The sequence below is a fragment of the Rahnella laticis genome, from assembly GCF_015644585.1.
Taxonomy (GTDB): Bacteria; Pseudomonadota; Gammaproteobacteria; order Enterobacterales; family Enterobacteriaceae; genus Rahnella; species Rahnella laticis.
Map to the genome: position 1 here is coordinate 362,873 of NZ_JADOBI010000004.1, position 18,250 is coordinate 381,122.

17 protein-coding genes are annotated in these 18,250 nt (G+C 54.5%); 10 read left to right on the forward strand and 7 right to left on the reverse strand.

Annotated features, from left to right (window positions below):
- The first annotated feature begins 178 nt into the window (after positions 1 to 178).
- Together folD and ybcJ are read left to right on the forward strand one after the other, a co-directional pair.
- Positions 179 to 1,051: a bifunctional methylenetetrahydrofolate dehydrogenase/methenyltetrahydrofolate cyclohydrolase FolD gene (gene folD, locus IV433_RS11200; RefSeq protein ID WP_195814242.1), complete on the forward strand. Its 873-nt coding sequence runs from the start codon at positions 179 to 181 to the stop codon at positions 1,049 to 1,051.
- Positions 1,052 to 1,083: 32 nt separating this feature from the next.
- Positions 1,084 to 1,302, forward strand: coding sequence for a ribosome-associated protein YbcJ (ybcJ, locus tag IV433_RS11205; RefSeq protein WP_152327959.1), 219 nt, complete (start codon positions 1,084 to 1,086; stop codon positions 1,300 to 1,302).
- A 91-nt stretch (positions 1,303 to 1,393) separates the two neighbouring features.
- Here the strand turns inward: ybcJ and IV433_RS11210 are convergent, their stop codons facing one another.
- Complete coding sequence (locus IV433_RS11210) at positions 1,394 to 2,464, reverse strand: DUF1176 domain-containing protein (protein WP_195814243.1); 1,071 nt, start codon at positions 2,462 to 2,464, stop codon at positions 1,394 to 1,396.
- Between the two features lie 256 nt (positions 2,465 to 2,720).
- On the opposite strand from IV433_RS11210, the gene IV433_RS11215 reads away from it, so the two are divergent.
- A complete protein-coding gene (locus tag IV433_RS11215) occupies positions 2,721 to 3,896 on the forward strand; it encodes a hypothetical protein (RefSeq protein ID WP_195814244.1) in 1,176 nt (391 codons plus the stop codon).
- A 67-nt stretch (positions 3,897 to 3,963) separates the two neighbouring features.
- Here the strand turns inward: IV433_RS11215 and nudK are convergent, their stop codons facing one another.
- On the reverse strand, positions 3,964 to 4,554 hold the full coding sequence (gene nudK / locus IV433_RS11220) for a GDP-mannose pyrophosphatase NudK (protein ID WP_195814245.1): 591 nt from the start codon (positions 4,552 to 4,554) through the stop codon (positions 3,964 to 3,966).
- A gap of 72 nt (positions 4,555 to 4,626) precedes the next feature.
- Complete coding sequence (locus IV433_RS11225) at positions 4,627 to 4,917, reverse strand: winged helix-turn-helix domain-containing protein (protein WP_195814246.1); 291 nt, start codon at positions 4,915 to 4,917, stop codon at positions 4,627 to 4,629.
- Between the two features lie 315 nt (positions 4,918 to 5,232).
- Between IV433_RS11225 and acrD the strand changes: the two genes are divergently transcribed.
- From acrD to IV433_RS11260, 7 genes are all read left to right on the forward strand, one after another.
- Positions 5,233 to 8,388, forward strand: coding sequence for a multidrug efflux RND transporter permease AcrD (acrD, locus tag IV433_RS11230; protein ID WP_195814247.1), 3,156 nt, complete (start codon positions 5,233 to 5,235; stop codon positions 8,386 to 8,388).
- Between the two features lie 433 nt (positions 8,389 to 8,821).
- Positions 8,822 to 9,205 (forward strand): ArsC family reductase, encoded by a 384-nt coding sequence (locus IV433_RS11235; RefSeq protein ID WP_195814248.1) that lies wholly within the window; start codon positions 8,822 to 8,824, stop codon positions 9,203 to 9,205.
- A gap of 1 nt (position 9,206) precedes the next feature.
- Positions 9,207 to 10,334, forward strand: a complete 1,128-nt coding sequence (gene dapE, locus IV433_RS11240) for a succinyl-diaminopimelate desuccinylase (protein WP_195814249.1) — start codon at positions 9,207 to 9,209, stop codon at positions 10,332 to 10,334.
- Positions 10,331 to 11,005, forward strand: coding sequence for a M15 family metallopeptidase (locus tag IV433_RS11245; protein WP_195814250.1), 675 nt, complete (start codon positions 10,331 to 10,333; stop codon positions 11,003 to 11,005). The genes dapE and IV433_RS11245 overlap by 4 nt, the downstream gene beginning before the upstream one ends.
- A 15-nt stretch (positions 11,006 to 11,020) precedes the next feature.
- Positions 11,021 to 11,206, forward strand: a complete 186-nt coding sequence (locus tag IV433_RS11250; protein WP_152327950.1) for a YpfN family protein — start codon at positions 11,021 to 11,023, stop codon at positions 11,204 to 11,206.
- A 129-nt stretch (positions 11,207 to 11,335) separates the two neighbouring features.
- Positions 11,336 to 12,607 carry an ATP-grasp domain-containing protein gene (locus tag IV433_RS11255; RefSeq protein WP_195814251.1) on the forward strand — a complete coding sequence of 424 codons (1,272 nt, stop codon included), beginning with the start codon at positions 11,336 to 11,338 and terminating at the stop codon, positions 12,605 to 12,607.
- A gap of 2 nt (positions 12,608 to 12,609) precedes the next feature.
- Positions 12,610 to 13,710 carry a phosphoserine transaminase gene (locus IV433_RS11260; protein ID WP_195814252.1) on the forward strand — a complete coding sequence of 367 codons (1,101 nt, stop codon included), beginning with the start codon at positions 12,610 to 12,612 and terminating at the stop codon, positions 13,708 to 13,710.
- 67 nt (positions 13,711 to 13,777) lie between these two features.
- Here the strand turns inward: IV433_RS11260 and ypfH are convergent, their stop codons facing one another.
- From ypfH to ypfJ, 4 genes are all read right to left on the reverse strand, one after another.
- Positions 13,778 to 14,428 (reverse strand): esterase, encoded by a 651-nt coding sequence (ypfH, locus tag IV433_RS11265; protein ID WP_152327947.1) that lies wholly within the window; start codon positions 14,426 to 14,428, stop codon positions 13,778 to 13,780.
- A 108-nt stretch (positions 14,429 to 14,536) separates the two neighbouring features.
- Entirely contained in the window at positions 14,537 to 16,576 is a 2,040-nt protein-coding gene (locus IV433_RS11270; RefSeq protein ID WP_195814253.1) for a tRNA(Met) cytidine acetyltransferase TmcA, read from the reverse strand.
- 10 nt (positions 16,577 to 16,586) lie between these two features.
- Complete coding sequence (locus tag IV433_RS11275) at positions 16,587 to 17,039, reverse strand: DUF441 domain-containing protein (protein WP_101075569.1); 453 nt, start codon at positions 17,037 to 17,039, stop codon at positions 16,587 to 16,589.
- A gap of 114 nt (positions 17,040 to 17,153) precedes the next feature.
- A complete protein-coding gene (gene ypfJ / locus IV433_RS11280) occupies positions 17,154 to 18,032 on the reverse strand; it encodes a KPN_02809 family neutral zinc metallopeptidase (RefSeq protein ID WP_195814254.1) in 879 nt (292 codons plus the stop codon).
- Positions 18,033 to 18,250: the final 218 nt, after the last annotated feature.

Sequence of the window (18,250 nt, forward strand, 5' to 3'; positions counted from 1 at the left end):
TTTCCTCATGATTTAAAAAGAGTCACCTCTAAAATAGACACTTTTTTCGCCACTGTCTCAGGTTAAATTCTCACCCGCCGATAACAAGTTATTCGCATTCAACGCCTGACAGCGCCCGCCGCTTCTGACAAAATAGGCGCATCCCCCTGCATTTTTTAATTGATGGATTTATTCCCTGATGGCAGCAAAGATTATTGACGGTAAAACGATTGCGCAGCAAGTCAGAAACGAAGTTGCGGCGCGTGTTAAACAACGACTGGCGGAAGGGAAACGTGCTCCCGGGCTGGCTGTCGTGCTGGTCGGTGAAAATCCGGCATCGCAGATTTATGTCGCCAGCAAGCGCCGTTCTTGCGAAGAAGTCGGGTTTATTTCCCGCTCTTACGATTTACCGGCGACGACCACCGAAGGCGAACTGCTTGGCCTTATCGATCAGCTGAATAACGACAACGAAATCGACGGTATTCTGGTTCAGCTTCCGCTGCCTGCGGGCATTGATAACATCAAGGTGCTCGAGCGTATTCATCCTGACAAAGACGTCGACGGGTTCCATCCGTACAACGTAGGTCGTCTGTGCCAGCGCGCGCCAACGCTGCGCCCTTGTACGCCACGCGGTATCGTGACCCTGCTCGAACGTTATGGCGTTGATACTTTCGGGCTGAACGCCGTGGTGATCGGCGCATCCAATATTGTTGGCCGTCCGATGAGTATGGAATTACTGCTGGCGGGCTGCACCACGACGGTCACGCACCGCTTCACTAAAAACCTGCGCCATCACGTCGAAAACGCCGATCTGGTGGTGGTTGCCGTCGGCAAACCGGGTTTTATTCCGGGCGAATGGATTAAACCGGGCGCGATTGTCATTGATGTCGGTATAAACCGTCTGGAAAGTGGTAAAGTTGTCGGCGATGTGGAATATGATGCCGCCGCTGAGCGTGCTTCCTTTATCACACCGGTGCCGGGCGGTGTTGGCCCGATGACGGTCGCGACGCTGATCCAGAATACCTTGCAGGCTTGCGAGGAATATCACGACATCAGCGCCAATAAGTCTTAAACAATTAGCACTACACAAAAAGTCAGGAATACATGGAAACTTTTTTTCTCGAAAAACATCCGCACGTTGAACTGTGCGACCTGCTCAAATTTATGGGCTGGTGTGACAGTGGCGGTACCGCTAAAGCGGTGATTGCTGAAGGCCAGGTTAAGGTCAACGGTAAAGTCGAAACCCGTAAACGCTGCAAAATCGTTGCTGACCAGAACGTTGAGTTCGCCAGCAATAAAGTCGTGGTGAAGGCGTCAGTTTAATCTTCTGTCCCAATCCGGCTTCAAAAAAATGCCCTGCAAGCTTCACGCTGACAGGGCTTTTTTTTATGTCTGATTTAGGGCAAAGACCAGGTTACGGAGCCTGTGTGACCCACAACACCGGCCATTCCCCGCCGCTGCTGTAGCCGTCACAGCTTGGCTCTGACGCAAACGCGGCCAGGCGGAATGCTTTGCCATCAAATATCCAGCGGGAAGAGACGCCGCAATCTCCGACGCCACGGCCTTTGTCGTAGGTCGTCAGCAATCCTGTTTTCGGATCAAAATCAGCATTGATGAGTTCCGGAGACTGGTCGTCTTCGCCCAGTTTGAACGGCATGCTCAGCGCCAGATCGTCCATTTTATACGGTGACTGACGCGAAACCAGGAATCCCAGCGCGTAAAGGTTATACGCGCCCATATCGCAATTCACCGTCATCAGCGCTTTCTCGTTGCTGAGTGCAAAGATATGCACTTCGCGCTCCGACGGGTCGAGGCTGCAATCGTTGTTCTCAATGGTCGTCGCGGCATTCTGCGTAATCGCCGAAATCTCAGTTTCAGAAAGCGCATGAGGTTCGCTGAAACGCGGCAGAACTGGCGTTGCCGGGATCGGCGGAACGGTATTGACCGGCTTCGTTCCGCGGTTCGCCCAGGCAGTTTTCGTGCCAACGCGTCCCTGCTGTGCATCGATTGCCAGCAAAGCGGCCTTCAGCCCTTTGAGTGAAATAACCGGCCTGACCGGCTGCGCGGTATCGGCTTTACCGGCCAGCTGAATGCTGCTGCCTTCACGGATAGCGGCAATAAAATCATTTACCACCAGACGGTTACCGGTAGAAAGGTGTTTTTTGCTGACATCCCATTCGCGATGATTAAAGCTCAGCGTTTTGCCATTCATCTGCAAACGGCTGGCGATTGGCGCTTCAGCAGACCGTTCATCGCTGTTGCGCTGGTAATCAATGCTGACAGTCGATTTACCTTCCGGCCCGGCTTCGCGGGTAATTTTCATCACCAGCTCCTGCCCGTCCTGAGAATTTCGGGCGACGCAGTGATTGAGATTATCGCAGCTGACCTGCCAGTCGTTATAAATTGCCTGCGTTGGCTCGGCCTGCGCGCTGAAAGCCAGCATTCCGGCCAGCAGGCATAAAGGGGCGGTAATCCATCTGCTCATTATGAGTTTCTGCTCTGTTCGAAATTATCTTTTTTGATAATAGCGTAACCGCCGCCAAGACTCTGCCAACAATGCAGCATTTTTTATTCGAAATAAGAAAGAGATACTTTGCCGGATTTATTTTTTTGCAGGCATTTATTTTTCACCACTTACGAAATCACGTAATGGTGACGTAACGAAACTTTCAGTACACTGACTCCGCCAATAACGAAAAAAAATGGCGAAAGGATGATGTTCATTTCTCCGGGAGATTCAGATGAAGTTATGGATTTGGCTGATAACGTTGTTCTCTCTGTCCGCGTGGGCGGAAGAGCCGCCGGTGGTGTACACCGGCACACTGGGAAAAACCAGCATAGTGGTTGAGCTGGACATGAATAAACCTGACGAAGTGACGGGCCGTTACTTTTATCAGAAGTACCATCTGGATTTGCCACTCAACGGCGCGCTGGACGGGCAGGAACTCAAACTTCAGGAAGGGCTGGACGATTTTGACGATACGCCACGTCCTGAATTTACCCTGACCAAAGATGAAAACGGTGGCTTGCAAGGCAACTGGACCAACCCGCAGGGCAAAACGCTGCCGGTGACGCTAAAACCTGCGCAACTTCCGGCGGCGGCTACCGACGACAGCTACCTCGGTTCGCTGATTCATACCGATCCTTACGAGTATCTGCGGTTATCTGAATTGCAGCTGAAGGCCGGTAAAAGCGAGAACTTCATGGGTTATCAGCTGCAATGGTGGGTTGAGCCTCAGTCGAAAATCACGCTTTTTGAGATTGTGTCCGGTTATCCGGATGCCAGTTTGCAGGCGATGAACCAGAAACTGCGCACCCGTTTATGGCAGGAAGTCAGCGGTTGGCATGCGTGTATGCTCGGCGCCAGCCGGTTTGGTCAGGGCGAATATCAGCAGACGGTTACGCCGGAATTCATGAGCCCGGAAGTCGTCAGCGTCAGTCTGTTCACGTCCTATGATTGCGGCGGTGCGCATCCTGATTTCGGCGAAGCGCCGGTCAATATGAACGCCCAAACGGCGGATACACTGACGCTGGAAGATATCGTGTGGGTCGGTGACGGCACGCCGTTCCATTATCTTAATGCGGAAGATCGCGCCTCACCGGGCAAAAATGACGTGGATTTCGATACCTTCGCCGCGTACCGCGATAAAAAATGGGCACCGTGGCTGGTGAAACAGCTTACAGCGGCGCATCCGGAACAGATGAAGAAGCCGACCGACGATAGTGACGACGACTGCGATTATTCGGATCCGTCCGTCTGGCAGTTCCCGGCGTGGTATTTCACACCGAAGGGCCTGTATTTTGATCCGACGTTCGCCCGCGTACAACGTTCGTGCGAAAGCCCGGAATGGTCAGTCTTGCCGTGGTCAGCGCTGAAAGGCCACGCAGGGAGCACCGCCATCAGTCTGGAACACTAAAACAACAAAGGCACCTGCGGGTGCCTTTGACTTTTAAGATAACAATGCCTTTTCGGGATTAAAACTTTTACGCCAGCCAGCCCTGCAACTGCGCGTATTGCAGCAACATAATCGTTTTACCGTCTTTGATGCGGCCATCTTTGATCATCGCCAGCGCTTCGGTGAACGGCACTTCCAGCACGTCAATATCTTCATCTTCCACGCCACCGCCAGCATTCGCCCGCTGCGATTCATCATATTCTGCGGCAAAAAAGTGAACGATTTCCGTCACACTGCCCGGTGACATGTAGCATTCGAAGAGTTTCTCGACGTGCCCGACGGCAAAACCGGTTTCTTCAATCGCTTCTTTACGGATGCAGTCTTCCGGCGAATCGTCGTCCAGCAAACCTGCGCAGGTTTCCAGCAACATGCCGGTCGGGTTACCGTTGACATAGGTTGGCATACGGAACTGATTGATCAGCAGAACGGTTTTCTTTGGCCGGTTATAAAGCAGAATGGTCGCACCGTTTCCCCGGTCATACACTTCACGGGATTGCGGCTGACGTTCACCGTTGCGTTTGATTAAGTCGTAGGTGAATTTTCGAAGAACATACCAGTTATCAGAAAGTAACTCGGTCTGTACGTTTTCGATTTTAGATGACCTGCCATGAGATGACATTTAGCGTGCCTCCGCTCAGAAGTGGTGAGAGAAGCCGCGTATCATAGCCGCATTAGTACGCCCCTGCCAGCGTCAGCCGTGCTCAATTGCGTCGAGAAGTTGCCCGCGATGTCGGGCAATCCATTGAGGATCCAGCGGTCCCCAGCCGGAAATCTGATAGTAGCCGTCGTTGTTGCGCACGCCCTGCTGCACAAACTCCAGTTCGATACCCATACCCGGTAACGCTTTCAGTACGTCCTGTAAAGTGCGGCGCGGCCAGCCGGTAATCTCCATTAGCTTAGGCACATTCGGTTTTTGTTCATTATCGAGCAACCAGCAAAGATAGAGACGGCGCGCAAACACCGAATTCAAAGTCAAACTCATCTGGACGACCCCTGCGTATTGTCATAAAAAGAAGATAGCCAAAGCGTAGACTGTTTCAGCGAATACGTGTGAGACATAACCCTGTGTGCGGGGAGGCTTTTTTACATTATCTCCTTTATTTCTCCACGTTTTATCGGGAATGAGAAGGTAAAGTGCATTGACGTAGAACGACACCCTAACACTCGCTCAGTCCTTTCCGGACGGTACTGCCTCTGAGAAAACCTTTTCAGGGGATTTTTTTGTCAGATTACTGACGCTCTGTTTGTTTGCTGATGTTAGTCACTCACGCCAGAGTGACAACGAGGTTCTTGACGCATGGCTAACTTTTTTATCGATCGCCCGATCTTTGCCTGGGTTTTAGCGATCATCATTTCCTTGTCCGGCGCACTGGCTATCTATTCTTTGCCCGTTGAACAGTACCCCGATCTGGCTCCGCCAAATGTGCGTATAACCGCCACTTATCCGGGCGCATCAGCTCAGACGTTAGAAAACACGGTGACACAAATCATCGAGCAGAACATGACCGGGTTAGACAACCTGATGTACATGTCTTCTCAGAGCAGCAGCAACGGCAAATCACAGATTACCCTGAGTTTTGTGGCCGGAACCGACCCGAATGAAGCCTTGCAGCAGGTACAAAACCAGCTGCAACAGGCGATGAAACGATTGCCGCAGGCGGTGCAAACACAGGGGGTCACTGTCTCAAAAACCGGTGATACCAACCTGATGACCGTCGCATTCGTGTCCACCGACGGCAGCATGGATAAGCAGGATATCGCCGACTATGTGGCCTCCAATATTCAGGATCCGTTAAGCCGTATCGACGGCGTCGGCAGCATTACCGCTTATGGCTCGCAATATGCGATGCGTATCTGGCTCGATCCGAACAAGCTGACTAACTATCAGTTGACCACCAGCGATGTGGTGACGGCGATTGAAAACCAGAACAGTCAGGTGGCAGTCGGACAGCTCGGCGGCGCGCCGTCGGTTGATTTACAGGCGCTCAACGCAACGGTTAACGCACAGTCGCAGCTGCAAACGCCGCAACAGTTTCGCGATATCACCCTGAAAGTGAATCAGGACGGTTCGCAGGTCAGACTCGGCGATGTCTCAACCGTCGGTCTGGGTGCCGAAGACTACAGTATTCTCAGCCGCTATAACGGCCAGGCCGCATCCGGTATGGGCGTGCAGCTGGCGTCCGGCGCCAACGAACTGCAAACCGACAAGCTGGTTCGCGCACGTCTGACGGAACTGGAAAAATACTTCCCGCACGGGCTCGAAACCCGCATCGCCTATGAAACCACGCCATTCGTCAAAGCAGCGATCACCGACGTGGTGAAAACGCTGTTCGAAGCGATCGTGCTGGTGTTCCTCGTGATGTACCTGTTCCTGCAAAATATCCGCGCCACGCTGATCCCGACCATTGCCGTCCCGGTGGTTTTGCTGGGGACGTTCGTGGTGCTGCATCAGTTCGGTTACACCATCAACACCCTGACGATGTTCGCGATGGTGCTCGCCATCGGGCTGCTGGTCGATGACGCCATCGTGGTAGTCGAAAACGTCGAGCGCGTGATGAGCGAGGAAGGGCTTAGCCCCAGAGACGCAACGCGAAAATCGATGGGGCAAATTCAGAGTGCGCTGGTGGGTATTACCATGGTGCTGTCGGCTGTATTTATCCCGATGGCGTTTTTTGGCGGTACAACCGGGGCGATCTACCGTCAATTCTCCATCACGATTGTTGCCGCGATGGTGCTTTCCGTCTTTGTCGCGCTGACCCTCACACCGGCGCTGTGTTCAACCATTCTCAAGCCGATTGCCAAGGGCCATCACCACGGCAAAACCGGTTTCTTCGGCTGGTTTAACCGCACGTTCGATAAGAATGCGCACCGTTATGAACGCGGCGTTGGCAGTATTCTCCGTCACAGCGTGCGTTATATGCTGGGTTATCTGCTGATCCTCGGCATTCTGGCGTTCCTGTTTGTGAAGCTGCCGACGTCATTCCTGCCGCAGGAAGATCAGGGCGTACTGACCGTTCAGGTTCAGCTGCCGCCGGGTTCAACGCTGCAACAGACGCAAAAAGTGGTCGAAAAAATCGAGCACTACTTCCTGACGCAAGAGAAGAATGATGTGGTTTCCGTGTTCTCCACGCTGGGCGCAGGCCCGGGCGGTAACGGTCAGAACGTTGCCCGACTGTTTATCAGCCTGACGGACTGGGACAAACGCACCTCCGGCCATAACTCTGTCTTCGACATTATTGACCGCGCGACCAAAGAATTCCGTCACATCCGCGAGGCACGCGTTATCGCCAGCGGACCACCGGCCATCAACGGACTGGGGACGTCTGCCGGTTTCGATATGGAATTACAGGATCACGCCGGGAATGGTCATGACGCACTGATGGCCGCGCGCGATCAGCTTCTGGAAATGACCAGCAAAGACAGCTCGCTGAGCCGCGTTCGTCATAACGGTCTGGACGACAGCCCGCAGTTGCAGATCGACATCGATCAGGTAAAAGCGCAGGCACTGGGGGTTTCCGTTGCGGATATCAACAGCACGCTGAGCACCGCCTGGGGTTCCACGTACGTAAATGACTTCGTTGATCGCGGACGTGTGAAGAAAGTTTATGTTCAGGCCGCCGCGCCGTTCCGTATGCTGCCGGACGACGTGAATAAATGGTACGTACGCAATTCCAGCGGAACGATGGTGCCGTTCTCCGCATTCACCACGTCGCACTGGCAGACCGGTTCGCCGCGTCTGGAGCGTTACAACGGTTATTCTGCGGTAGAAATTGTCGGTGAAGCTGCAACGGGCGTCAGCAGCGGTACGGCGATGGATGAGATGGAGAAACTGGTGGCGAAACTGCCTGCCGGATTCGGCCTCGAATGGACGGGGCTTTCGTATCAGGAGCGCCTTTCCGGTGCACAGGCTCCGGCGCTGTACGCCATCTCCCTGCTGGTCGTATTCCTGTGTCTGGCGGCGCTTTATGAAAGCTGGTCGATTCCGTTCTCGGTCATGCTGGTGGTGCCGTTAGGCGTAATCGGTGCGGTGATTGCAACGTGGCTGCGCGGGCTGGAAAACGACGTGTACTTCCAGGTCGGGATGTTAACCATCATCGGTTTGTCGGCCAAAAACGCCATTCTGATCGTCGAGTTTGCCAATGACCTTAACCACAAAGGCAAAGCGCTGGTGGAAGCCACGCTCGAAGCCTCAAGGATGCGTCTGCGCCCTATTCTGATGACGTCGCTGGCGTTTATCTTCGGGGTTTTGCCGATGGCGACCAGCACCGGCGCGGGTTCTGCGAGTCAGCACGCAGTCGGCACCGGGGTTATCGGCGGGATGATTTCTGCTACCGTTCTGGCAATCTTCTTCGTTCCGCTGTTCTTTGTGCTGGTCCGCCGCCGCTTCCCGGGGAAAACCGGTGAACCGGTCATCTCGGATATCGTCGCCACCGCGCCGCACGAACACAAATAACAGGCACAAAAAAGGCGTTAATGTGAATTAACGCCTTTTTTATTAATGATTTATTGGCTGGTGTAAATCGTCGCTTAATGGACGTAATGGTCTTCCTGAACAAACGTTTTTATTATGACGCGCTGACACGGTGAATAAATCTTCTCTTTGCTTTGTCGCTGGTATTGTGGGCAATTACGCTTTCAACATACGGTCGATAAAGTCTTTCCAGTGACCTAATTCTTGCTCTAACATTTTACTCCCCTTGATTGGACGGCGTCATTATACGTCTATTTTTTGTACACGCAAAAATTCATTCGCGATTGTTTAATCGCGATCACAATCCCGCCCCGTCTGGATCCTGCCCGCGTTTTGCCTCATTATGTGAATTATTCGTGTCCCGCTTTTTGCGCTGGTCAAAAGTTCCTTTATTACTCACAGGTTATGTTTTTTTATGGCAACGACGTCTGCTCAAACCACGTTTATTCTTTACGGCATTAAAAATTGCGATACCGTCAAAAAAGCCCGCCGCTGGCTGGAAGAAAATGGCGTTGAATGCCAGTTCCACGATTATCGGGTTGAAGGCCTGGACGACGCGCTGCTGCAAAACCTCATCAGCAAACAGGGTTGGGAAGCGATGCTCAACACGCGCGGCACCACCTGGCGCAAGCTGGATGAATCCACGCGCACGGCCTGTGATAACGAAGCCAGCGCCAAAGCCGTGATGCTTGAACATCCGGCTGTGATCAAACGCCCTTTCTTACTGGCGCCAGATGGCCAGTCTCTGCTGGGATTCAAACCAGAAAGCTATCAGCAATTTCTCGCACAGGTGAAGTAACATGAGTTGTCCGGTTCTCGATTTAGCCCAGCAGTTAATCCGCCGCCCTTCCCTCAGCCCGGACGATGCAGGCTGCCAGGAAATTATGATTGCCCGCCTGCAGGCCATTGGTTTTCATATTGAGCCAATGAATTTTGGCGATACCCTCAATTTTTGGGCGACGCGCGGTGAAGGCAAAACCCTGGCATTTGCCGGGCACACTGACGTCGTACCGACCGGCGATCACAATCTGTGGGTGACCGGCCCGTTCGAGCCGACCCTGCGCGATGGCATGCTGTATGGCCGTGGCGCTGCCGATATGAAAGGTTCGCTGGCGGCGATGGTGGTCGCGGCTGAACGTTTTGTGGCAGCAACCCCGAATCACAAAGGCCGTCTGGCGTTTCTGATCACTTCCGATGAAGAAGCCAGCGCCGTGAACGGCACCGTCAAAGTGGTTAACGCCCTGATGGAACGCAAAGAGCGCCTGGATTTTTGTCTGGTCGGCGAGCCGTCCAGCACCACCCGCGTGGGCGATATTGTGAAAAATGGCCGTCGCGGCTCGATGACCGCTAACCTGCACGTGCATGGCGTTCAGGGGCACGTTGCCTATCCGCATCTGGCCGATAATCCGGTACACCGCGCAATGCCTGCGCTCAACGAACTGGTCGCGACGGTCTGGGATAACGGCAACGAATTCTTCCCGCCGACCAGCATGCAAATCGCCAATATCAATGCCGGTACCGGCAGCAATAACGTGATCCCCGGCGAGCTGTATGTGCAGTTTAACTTCCGCTTCAGCACGGAACTGACCGATGCCATCATTAAGCAGCGCGTCGCTGAACTGCTGGATCGCCACAATCTTCAGTACACCCTGAACTGGGTGGTGTCCGGCCAGCCGTTCCTGACGTCGCGCGGTGAACTGGTTGACGCCGTCGTGAATGCCGTTCGCCACTACAGCGAAATCACGCCAGAGCTGCAAACCACCGGCGGAACCTCCGACGGGCGTTTCATCGCGCTGATGGGTGCTCAGGTGGTTGAACTGGGGCCGGTGAATGCCACCATCCACAAAATCAACGAATGCGTACATGCCGCCGATTTGCAGGTTCTCAGCCGTATGTATCAGCGCATCATGGAACAGCTAGTCGCATGATCAGCCACGAAATGCTGACCGGTCGCTCAGACGCGCATCTGGTCACATTGGGCGAAGGCCCGCACCGGTTACAAAAAGCCGCCGCCGGTGCCTTTGCAGAAATGCAAAAAGCAGCGGCGCAGGCCGGGTTTAATTTGCAGCCCGCCAGTACTTTTCGAGATTTCAGTCGCCAGCGGGCCATCTGGAATGGCAAATTTCGCGGCGAGCGACCAGTATTAGATAAGAACAGCCAGCCGGTGGACATCAGCACGTTGTCTGCCGCTGAACGTTGTGAACTGATCCTGCGCTGGTCGGCACTGCCGGGCGCAAGCCGCCATCACTGGGGCAGCGATCTGGATGTTTACGATCCGTCTCTGCTGCCGGAAGGCCGGACGCTGCAACTGGAGCCGTGGGAATACGAGGAAAACGGCTATTTTCATCGGCTGAACCTCTGGATGTCGGCGCACATGGAAGCGTTTGGCTTTTACCGGCCTTTTGCGCAGGATCGTGGCGGCGTTGCCGTTGAACCCTGGCACCTGAGTTATCGTCCTCTGGCACAGCAGTGCGAATCACAGCTGACGCCGGAGGTGCTTATCAGCGCGTGGCAGGGCCAGGATATCGCCGGCTCTGACTGGGTCATCAGTGAGATAGCGACAATTTTTCCACGTTTTATCGCCCTAAACCCTACATAAATTAAGGAGCACGCCATGGAGTGGATTAAAGATTACTGGTGGATCGTTCTGATCATTCTGATCGGCATGTTTATCAGCGGGATGAAAGAGTTACGCCGTGTGGACGTGAAGAAATACCTGAAAGATAAACCTGAACTTCCACCGCATCGCGACAACAATGCCGAGTGGGATAAAGACGATGACTGGCCAAAGAAAAAGTAACACCGGTCAGCACGGCTGAAAAACCTAATCAATATTAGTCGGCGGATTATGTAGCGATTCTCCGCCGATTGACTCTCTCCCCGGCCAGTATCATGTGACGTGAAACTGACGTACGGAGAGACGAGTCCTTTGCCAACTTTAACAACCCCGACACCAGAGCAGGCGACGTTCGACGCCACGCAATTTCTGGGGCTTGCTCCATTTTTACGCATGAGCATAGCCGGTGACGAGTGCACCGCGATCGCGCAGGAACTGGTCACGCGTGCGCAGCAAAATCCTGATGATGCCATTTTGTGGATGAACCTTTCCACGGTGATGCTGTGCCTGCAACGCACCGATCTGGGGCTGACTATCCAGAATCAGGCGCTGGCGATGCAGCAGGTTTACACCCTCCGCGCGGCGCAAAAATCGGCAAAACTGCGTTTACTGATGCTGATGGTGCCCGGCACGCTGTCCGCCAACGTGCCCCTCGACTGTCTGCTGGAAAACAGCGACATCGACCTGATTTATTACTACATCACGCCGGAAGCACCGTTTGAAGCGCCCATTCCTGAACATGATTTGCTGATGATTGGCATCAGCGCGACCACCGAAAATCTGTTCCTGTTGCAACAACTGGAAACCGTGACCCGCCAGTGGCCGGTGCCGGTGATCAACGCTCCCGAGTGCATTCCGAATTCAGAACGCCACATCGCCAGCCGCGTTTTACAAAACAAACCGGGGCTCACCATCGCGCAGGCGTATCCGGTGACGCATGGGCTGCTTTCTGCGGTCGCAAGCGGGCAAATGACGCTGAGCGATGCATTACCGGGCAGTGATTTCCCGGTGATCCTGCGCCCGGCGGGTTCGCACGGCGGCCACGGTCTGGAGAAAATCACCCGGCAGGACGAACTGGCAGGTTACCTTGTGCGCGTTGGCGTTGAAGATTATTTCCTGTCGAAATTCATTGATTACAGCAATGCGGACGGCCAGTTCCGTAAGTACCGCATATCGCTGATCGACGGTAAACCTTACGCCTGCCATATGGCTATTTCGTCGCACTGGATGGTGCATTACGTCAACGCGGCGATGTATGAAGATCACAAAAAACGTGAAGAAGAAGCGGCTTTCCTGACGAATTTCCACGAATTCGCCGCGCGCCACCAGGCCGCGCTGAAGGCCATTTATGACACAACTCAACTCGATTATGTCGGGATTGATTGCAGCGAAGCGCCCGACGGCTCGTTGCTGGTCTTTGAAATTGACCCGGCAATGGTGGTTCACGCCATGGATCTGGAAGTCATGTTCCCGCACAAACAAATCCATATGAATAAAGTTAAAACAGCATGCCGCGAGTTGCTGTTATCCCGTGCCTTTGCGCACGCCGACACTTCCGCTGATGCGCTAACAGGACAAGAATAAACATGATTTCACGTAACGCCCTGAATTTCTCTGGTGGCCCCGGCGCATTGCCGGAAACGGTTCTGGCGCAGGTCGAGGCCGCCATCAAAGAAGTGCCGGAGGTTGGTCTGTCGATCCTCGGGATCAGCCACCGCTCAGACTGGTTCGCTGCCGTCGTCGAAGAAACGGAAAACAACATCCGTACCCTGCTCGGCTTGTCTGAGGATTTCCATATTCTGTTTTTGCAAGGCGGCGCCACGCAGCAGTTTTCCATGGTGCCGATGACGTTACTTCGCGGCCAGAAACATGCGGCTGAGTATCTTGATACCGGCTACTGGAGCAGCAAGGTGGTGACCGAAGCGCGTCGCGAAGGCCCGGTAAAAGTGCTGTGGAGCGGTGAGTCCTGTGGTTTTAACCGTCTGCCAACTGATGACGAACTGGACTTTTCACCGGACGCACCGTATCTGCATTACGTTTCGAACGAAACCGTGGAAGGGCTGCAATTCCAGCGCGTTGTGGGCCGCGACGATGTGCCGCGCGTCTGCGATATGTCCTCTGATTTCCTGTCAAAACCGTGCGATGCCAATAAATTCTCGGTGATTTACGCTCACGCCCAGAAAAACATCGGCCCGGCCGGTGTGACTATCGTGCTGGTGCATGACACTGTAGTGAAAGCATCTTCCGACGAACTGCCGACCTTCCTCAACTACCGCCGTCAGGTTGAATCCCATTCCAACCTGAATACGCCGCCGGTCTTTGCGATTTACGTGGTTCTGCTGGTCACCCGCTGGCTGCTCAACGACGTAGGTGGCCTGGAAAATATGGCCCAGACCAACCGCCACAAAGCCGAATTGCTGTACGCGATGCTTGATAACAGCGACGGTTTTTACAAAGGCTGGAGCAGTAAGGAAGACCGTTCACAGATGAACGTGGCGTTTAAATTGCCGGATGAGACGCTGGAGCAAAAATTCCTGGCAGAAAGCCATGAAGCCGGTTTCTCAGGTCTGGCGGGTCACCGCGCCATTGGCGGGATCCGTGCCTCAATCTACAACGCGCTTTCACTGCCAGCGGCAGAGAAACTGACCAACTTCATGGATGACTTCCTGCGCCATAACCGCAAATAAGCCTCTGTGATTTCAATAAAAAAGCCCCCGGCTGATCAACAGGCGGGGGCTTTTTTACAGGTAAAAATCAGTGCTGATGAGACTTCGGTTCGTAGTTTTTCAAATGCGCAATCGCGGTATTGATCATGTGTGAATCCAGCCCGTGGCCCATGCCCGGCTGAAGATTCAGGGTGCAATCGCAGCCTAATGATTTGAGGCGCTCAGCGGCACTTTTTGACTGGAACGGATTAATCACCGGATCCTGTTCACCGTGAATAAAGTGCACCACCGTACCGGCGGAAATCGGTTTTTCCGGCAGGACGGAGAAACGTCCGCTGAAAGCCACAATGCGCGAAGCCAGATGTTCTTCCACTTTGGTGGATTCCAGCGCCATGATGGTCCCCTGAGAGAAACCAATCAGCGTGGTATGTTCCGGCGGCACGCCGGTTTTCTGCTGCCAGTCGCGGACAATTTCGACGAATGCGGGCATCGCCGCATCGACACGCGGCTGACGGTTTTGCTCAGTCACGCCCTGCACGGAAAACCACTGGAAACCACGGCCAAAATCACAGATGTCCGGGCTGCCGACGCTGATAACCTGCGCCTGTGGAAAAGAAAGCGCAAAAAACTTGCCGATCTCGCCCATGGAAATCGGGTTATCGCCCACGCCATGAAACAGTAAAATCAGCTGGTTAGCTCTTTCTTCCGGTTGCTGGACAATAATCTGTTCTGAGCTCATGAATTTCTCCCGTTGTATGTTAATGGCCTTACTATACGCCGCCCGCCGGTCAGTGAAATCGGGTTTTATTGAACGAGTCTTTCCATTTTTTGCAATAAAACCGTTGATTTAATCGCCAGTGCGAGGGGAAATTGCCCGCTGACGCCAAATCTCACACGCCGCCGCATCTGTGGCTTTCAGCGCCTGCGCCGTTTCCTGACGCCAGCGGACCAGCAGGTCTTTCCGGCCATTCAGCCGCAGCATCTGCACAATGTCGGCGATACTTTTCCCCTGTTGCAGGTAAGCGCGCAGTCCGACCAGCGGCAGGGAAAGTTGCAGTAAAAGGCGGTTCAGCGCCGGTAAACTGCTTTCCAGCGGCCGGTGCGCAAACGCGAATCCGGCCAGTTCGCGCCAGTCGGCTTCATCTGATGATAAATCACCCGTTAACGGGAGCGGCAGCTGGCAGTCAATCTCCGGTGCCAGCCAGCGCCAGTCGCGGTTGAGCTGCGACTCTGCGGCATCCGTCAGCGCCTTTCCGGCATGACTTAACGGTAACAACGCCATCGCGGCGTAACATCCGCTGCTGGCCTCTTTCTGCGTACTCACGCGCACCAGACGAAAACCGGCCTGCTGCCACAATGCGGCGAGTTCATCGGTATACCCGAAACTGACCGACATAAAATCCAGCCCCTGCTGCTGTGCGCTATGTTTTTGCTGCATCAGCAACTCACGGGCAATTCCCTGACGCCGGAACGCCGGATGAACAGCAATTCGGCTGATGCGGCGCGAGCGTAAAACCGCCGCCTGCGGGAAACCGGCGTGCGCGGCAAGAGATTGTGCGACCAGATTCCCGCGCGGACGCCGCCTTCCGGCCCAGACTTCATGCGCCAGTTCCGCACTCAGCCCGCCCTCTTCCACCAGCCACAGCGCACCGGTCAGCGTGTTTTTCTGCCGCGCGGCACTGAAAATCATGCCCGGTGCATCGAGCAGGCGGCGTAAATCCAGCGGCGAGGTGCGGTAGTGCGCGCTGGTCAGTAAACCGTAAAACTGTTGTAAAAGCGCAGGTTCACGCAGCCAGTCGCCGGCATCGATGGAGAATATTTCGGACGTTCCTGTCGTGGCATCTCCGGCGGGAATTTCTTCCGAAAACAGCAACAACTCGCTGATGAACGGCTCCAGCAGATCGCGTGCGGACCAGCGGACCGGTTCAGTCAGACGCAAATCATGCCAGTGCGGCAGCGAGGCGCAGAATTTCAGCAGAAAACCGCGGCCGGTGCCTTCATAGCCCTGAACCGTGGTGGAAAGTAAAACGCGGGGAAACGACGCGATCAGCGCCAGGAGCATGGGTGCGGGGATCGCAGCCGCTTCATCGATTATCAGCCAGTCGGCGTCCGTCACCGGCCCGGCGTCACATAATGCGAGCAAGGCATCCGGTGCGATAAAACAGGCCGATTCCGGGAGATGGCTGAGGATTTGATTTGCGGACGCTTTACCCGGCGCGGTTATCCGGCAGGTGCCTTGCCAGCGGCTGGCGAGCATGCCGGCCAGCGTTGATTTGCCGCGGCCGCGCGGTGCCGTCAGCACCCAGACGCCGGAGTCCGCGTTCATCAGCCGTTGTAAAATCAGATGCTGCTGAGGCGTTGGTTGGCCGTCGGGCGGTGTCCACGCAACGGCGGGTGATAAAGGTGAAATGGCTAAAGGCGCGTTCTGGCGACAAACACAAATTTCAGGATGGTTAAGCAATAAAGTCTGAAAACGTTGGATAAAACGCGGGGCCGGGATCGCCTGCGGCTGTTCGCCCCAGCGCAGAGTGTCGGCATCAGGACGCTGCGGCCACTCATCCCATTCCGGCACCAGTAAAATCAGCCAGCTTCCCGCTTTCAGAATGCCGGAAAACACCGCCAGCGCGTCGGCATTCAGCCCGGTTCGCGCGTCGAATATGCCGTGCAGTTTTTCCTGTCCCAGCAACGTGTGTACCGCAGAAAAAGTCACAGACTGCGCGCCTGCCGGGGAATTCCCGCCGACCCACACCCAGTCGCCAGGTTGACCTTGCACGAACTGCTCCGCCTGTGCGGCACACCACGCGGCCTCGCCGCTGAAAACCAGCAGACGGCGAACGCCTTGTTCAAGCATCTGCTGTTGCAGGGTATTTTTTAGCGCAATATCCATGGGTTACCGCTCAGGTTTTTCCCACCAGCATCGACAGCAGACCTGCCGCAATCAGCGGCCCGACCGGAACACCTTTAAACATCGCCACGCCCAGCACCGTCCCGACCAGCAGACCCGCCACCAGATGCGGCTGACTGCCCATCAGCGTCAAACCGCGTCCGCCCAGCCATGACACCAGTACGCCCACCAGGATCGCCAGAATGGATTTCCAGTGGAAGAAAGAGTGAACCACGGTACTGGCGCTGATTTTGCCGCTGGCAATCGGTGCCATCACCCCAATGGTTAAAATAATAATGCCGATGGTGAGGCCGTATTTTTCAATCCACGGAAAGAAATTATTGAGCGGTGTAATGCGCACCGTCAGGAGAAAAAACATTGCGATAGTGACGGCACTGTTGTGACTGATAATTCCGAGACCGGCAAAAACGAGCAGAATTAAAAGGGTTGGATCGAGAAAAGCCATGGCGTTCCCAGCGGTTCAACATGCAGATGAAAGAGAGGCCCAGTGAGCCTCTCAAAGTCGGACATTGATTATTGAACAGTTTTTACTGGCAGACCAGAGCTTATTCTCACTTAATCAGCGGCTGGCGAAGGTGTTGCACTGGTCAGGATTACCGGTGTCAAACCCGCGTTTAAACCAAGTGTAGCGCTGCTGAGACGTGCCGTGCGTAAAGCTGTCAGGCACGACGCGCCCCTGACTTTGCTGTTGCAAACGGTCATCGCCGATCGCCTGCGCGGCATCCAGCGCTTCTTTTAAATCGCCTTCTTCCAGTACGTTTTGCTGCTGCATCGCGTGGCCCCAGACACCGGCGTAACAGTCGGCCTGAAGTTCCATTTTTACGGAAAGCTGATTCACCACGGTTTGCGAAGCGCCCTGCTGCATCTGACGAACTTTGCGCTCGGTGCCCAGAAGGTTTTGCACATGATGGCCGACTTCGTGCGCAACCACATAACCCTGCGCAAAATCGCCGCCCGCGCCGAGCTTATTCTGCAAATCCTGATAGAAAGACAGATCGATGTAAACCGTGCTGTCCGCCGGGCAATAAAACGGCCCCATGACCGACTGACCGGTGCCACATCCGGTTCGGGTTGAGCCGCGGTACATCACCAGTTTCGGCTCGCGGTAAGTCATCCCCTCTTTCTGGAAAATTTCTTTCCAGGTGTCTTCTGTTGACGCGAGGATCACGGACGTGAATTTCGCCTGCTCGTCATCTTTCGGGCTGATGGATTGCGATTGCGTCTGACGCTGTATGTCGCCGGACTGACCGCCGTCAATCAGCGGCGTCAGGTCGATGCCGTAATAACCGGCCACCAGCACGACGATAATAATCACGATGCCGCTTTTGCCACGGATAGGCAGGCGCATTCCGCCACCGCCCATTCCCGGCCCGCCGTTAGATCCTTCTCCGCGTCTGTCTTCTACATTGTCGCTTTCGCGACGCCCTTGCCAACGCATACCCCACCTCCAGACTGTTTTTTTAAAGACTAGCCAGCGCACACGATTAATACCATCTGCGAAGGGACGTAATTTTAGGCGAGGAATATTTAAATGAAATAAAACAGTGAGGAAAAGGGAAAATAAAACGTAAAGAAAAGAGCGGGTGATGATTTTCATCACCCGTTGAACACCGGGCTGCACCGCGTAAACGATTGCGCAGCCCCGCTAAAAAAATA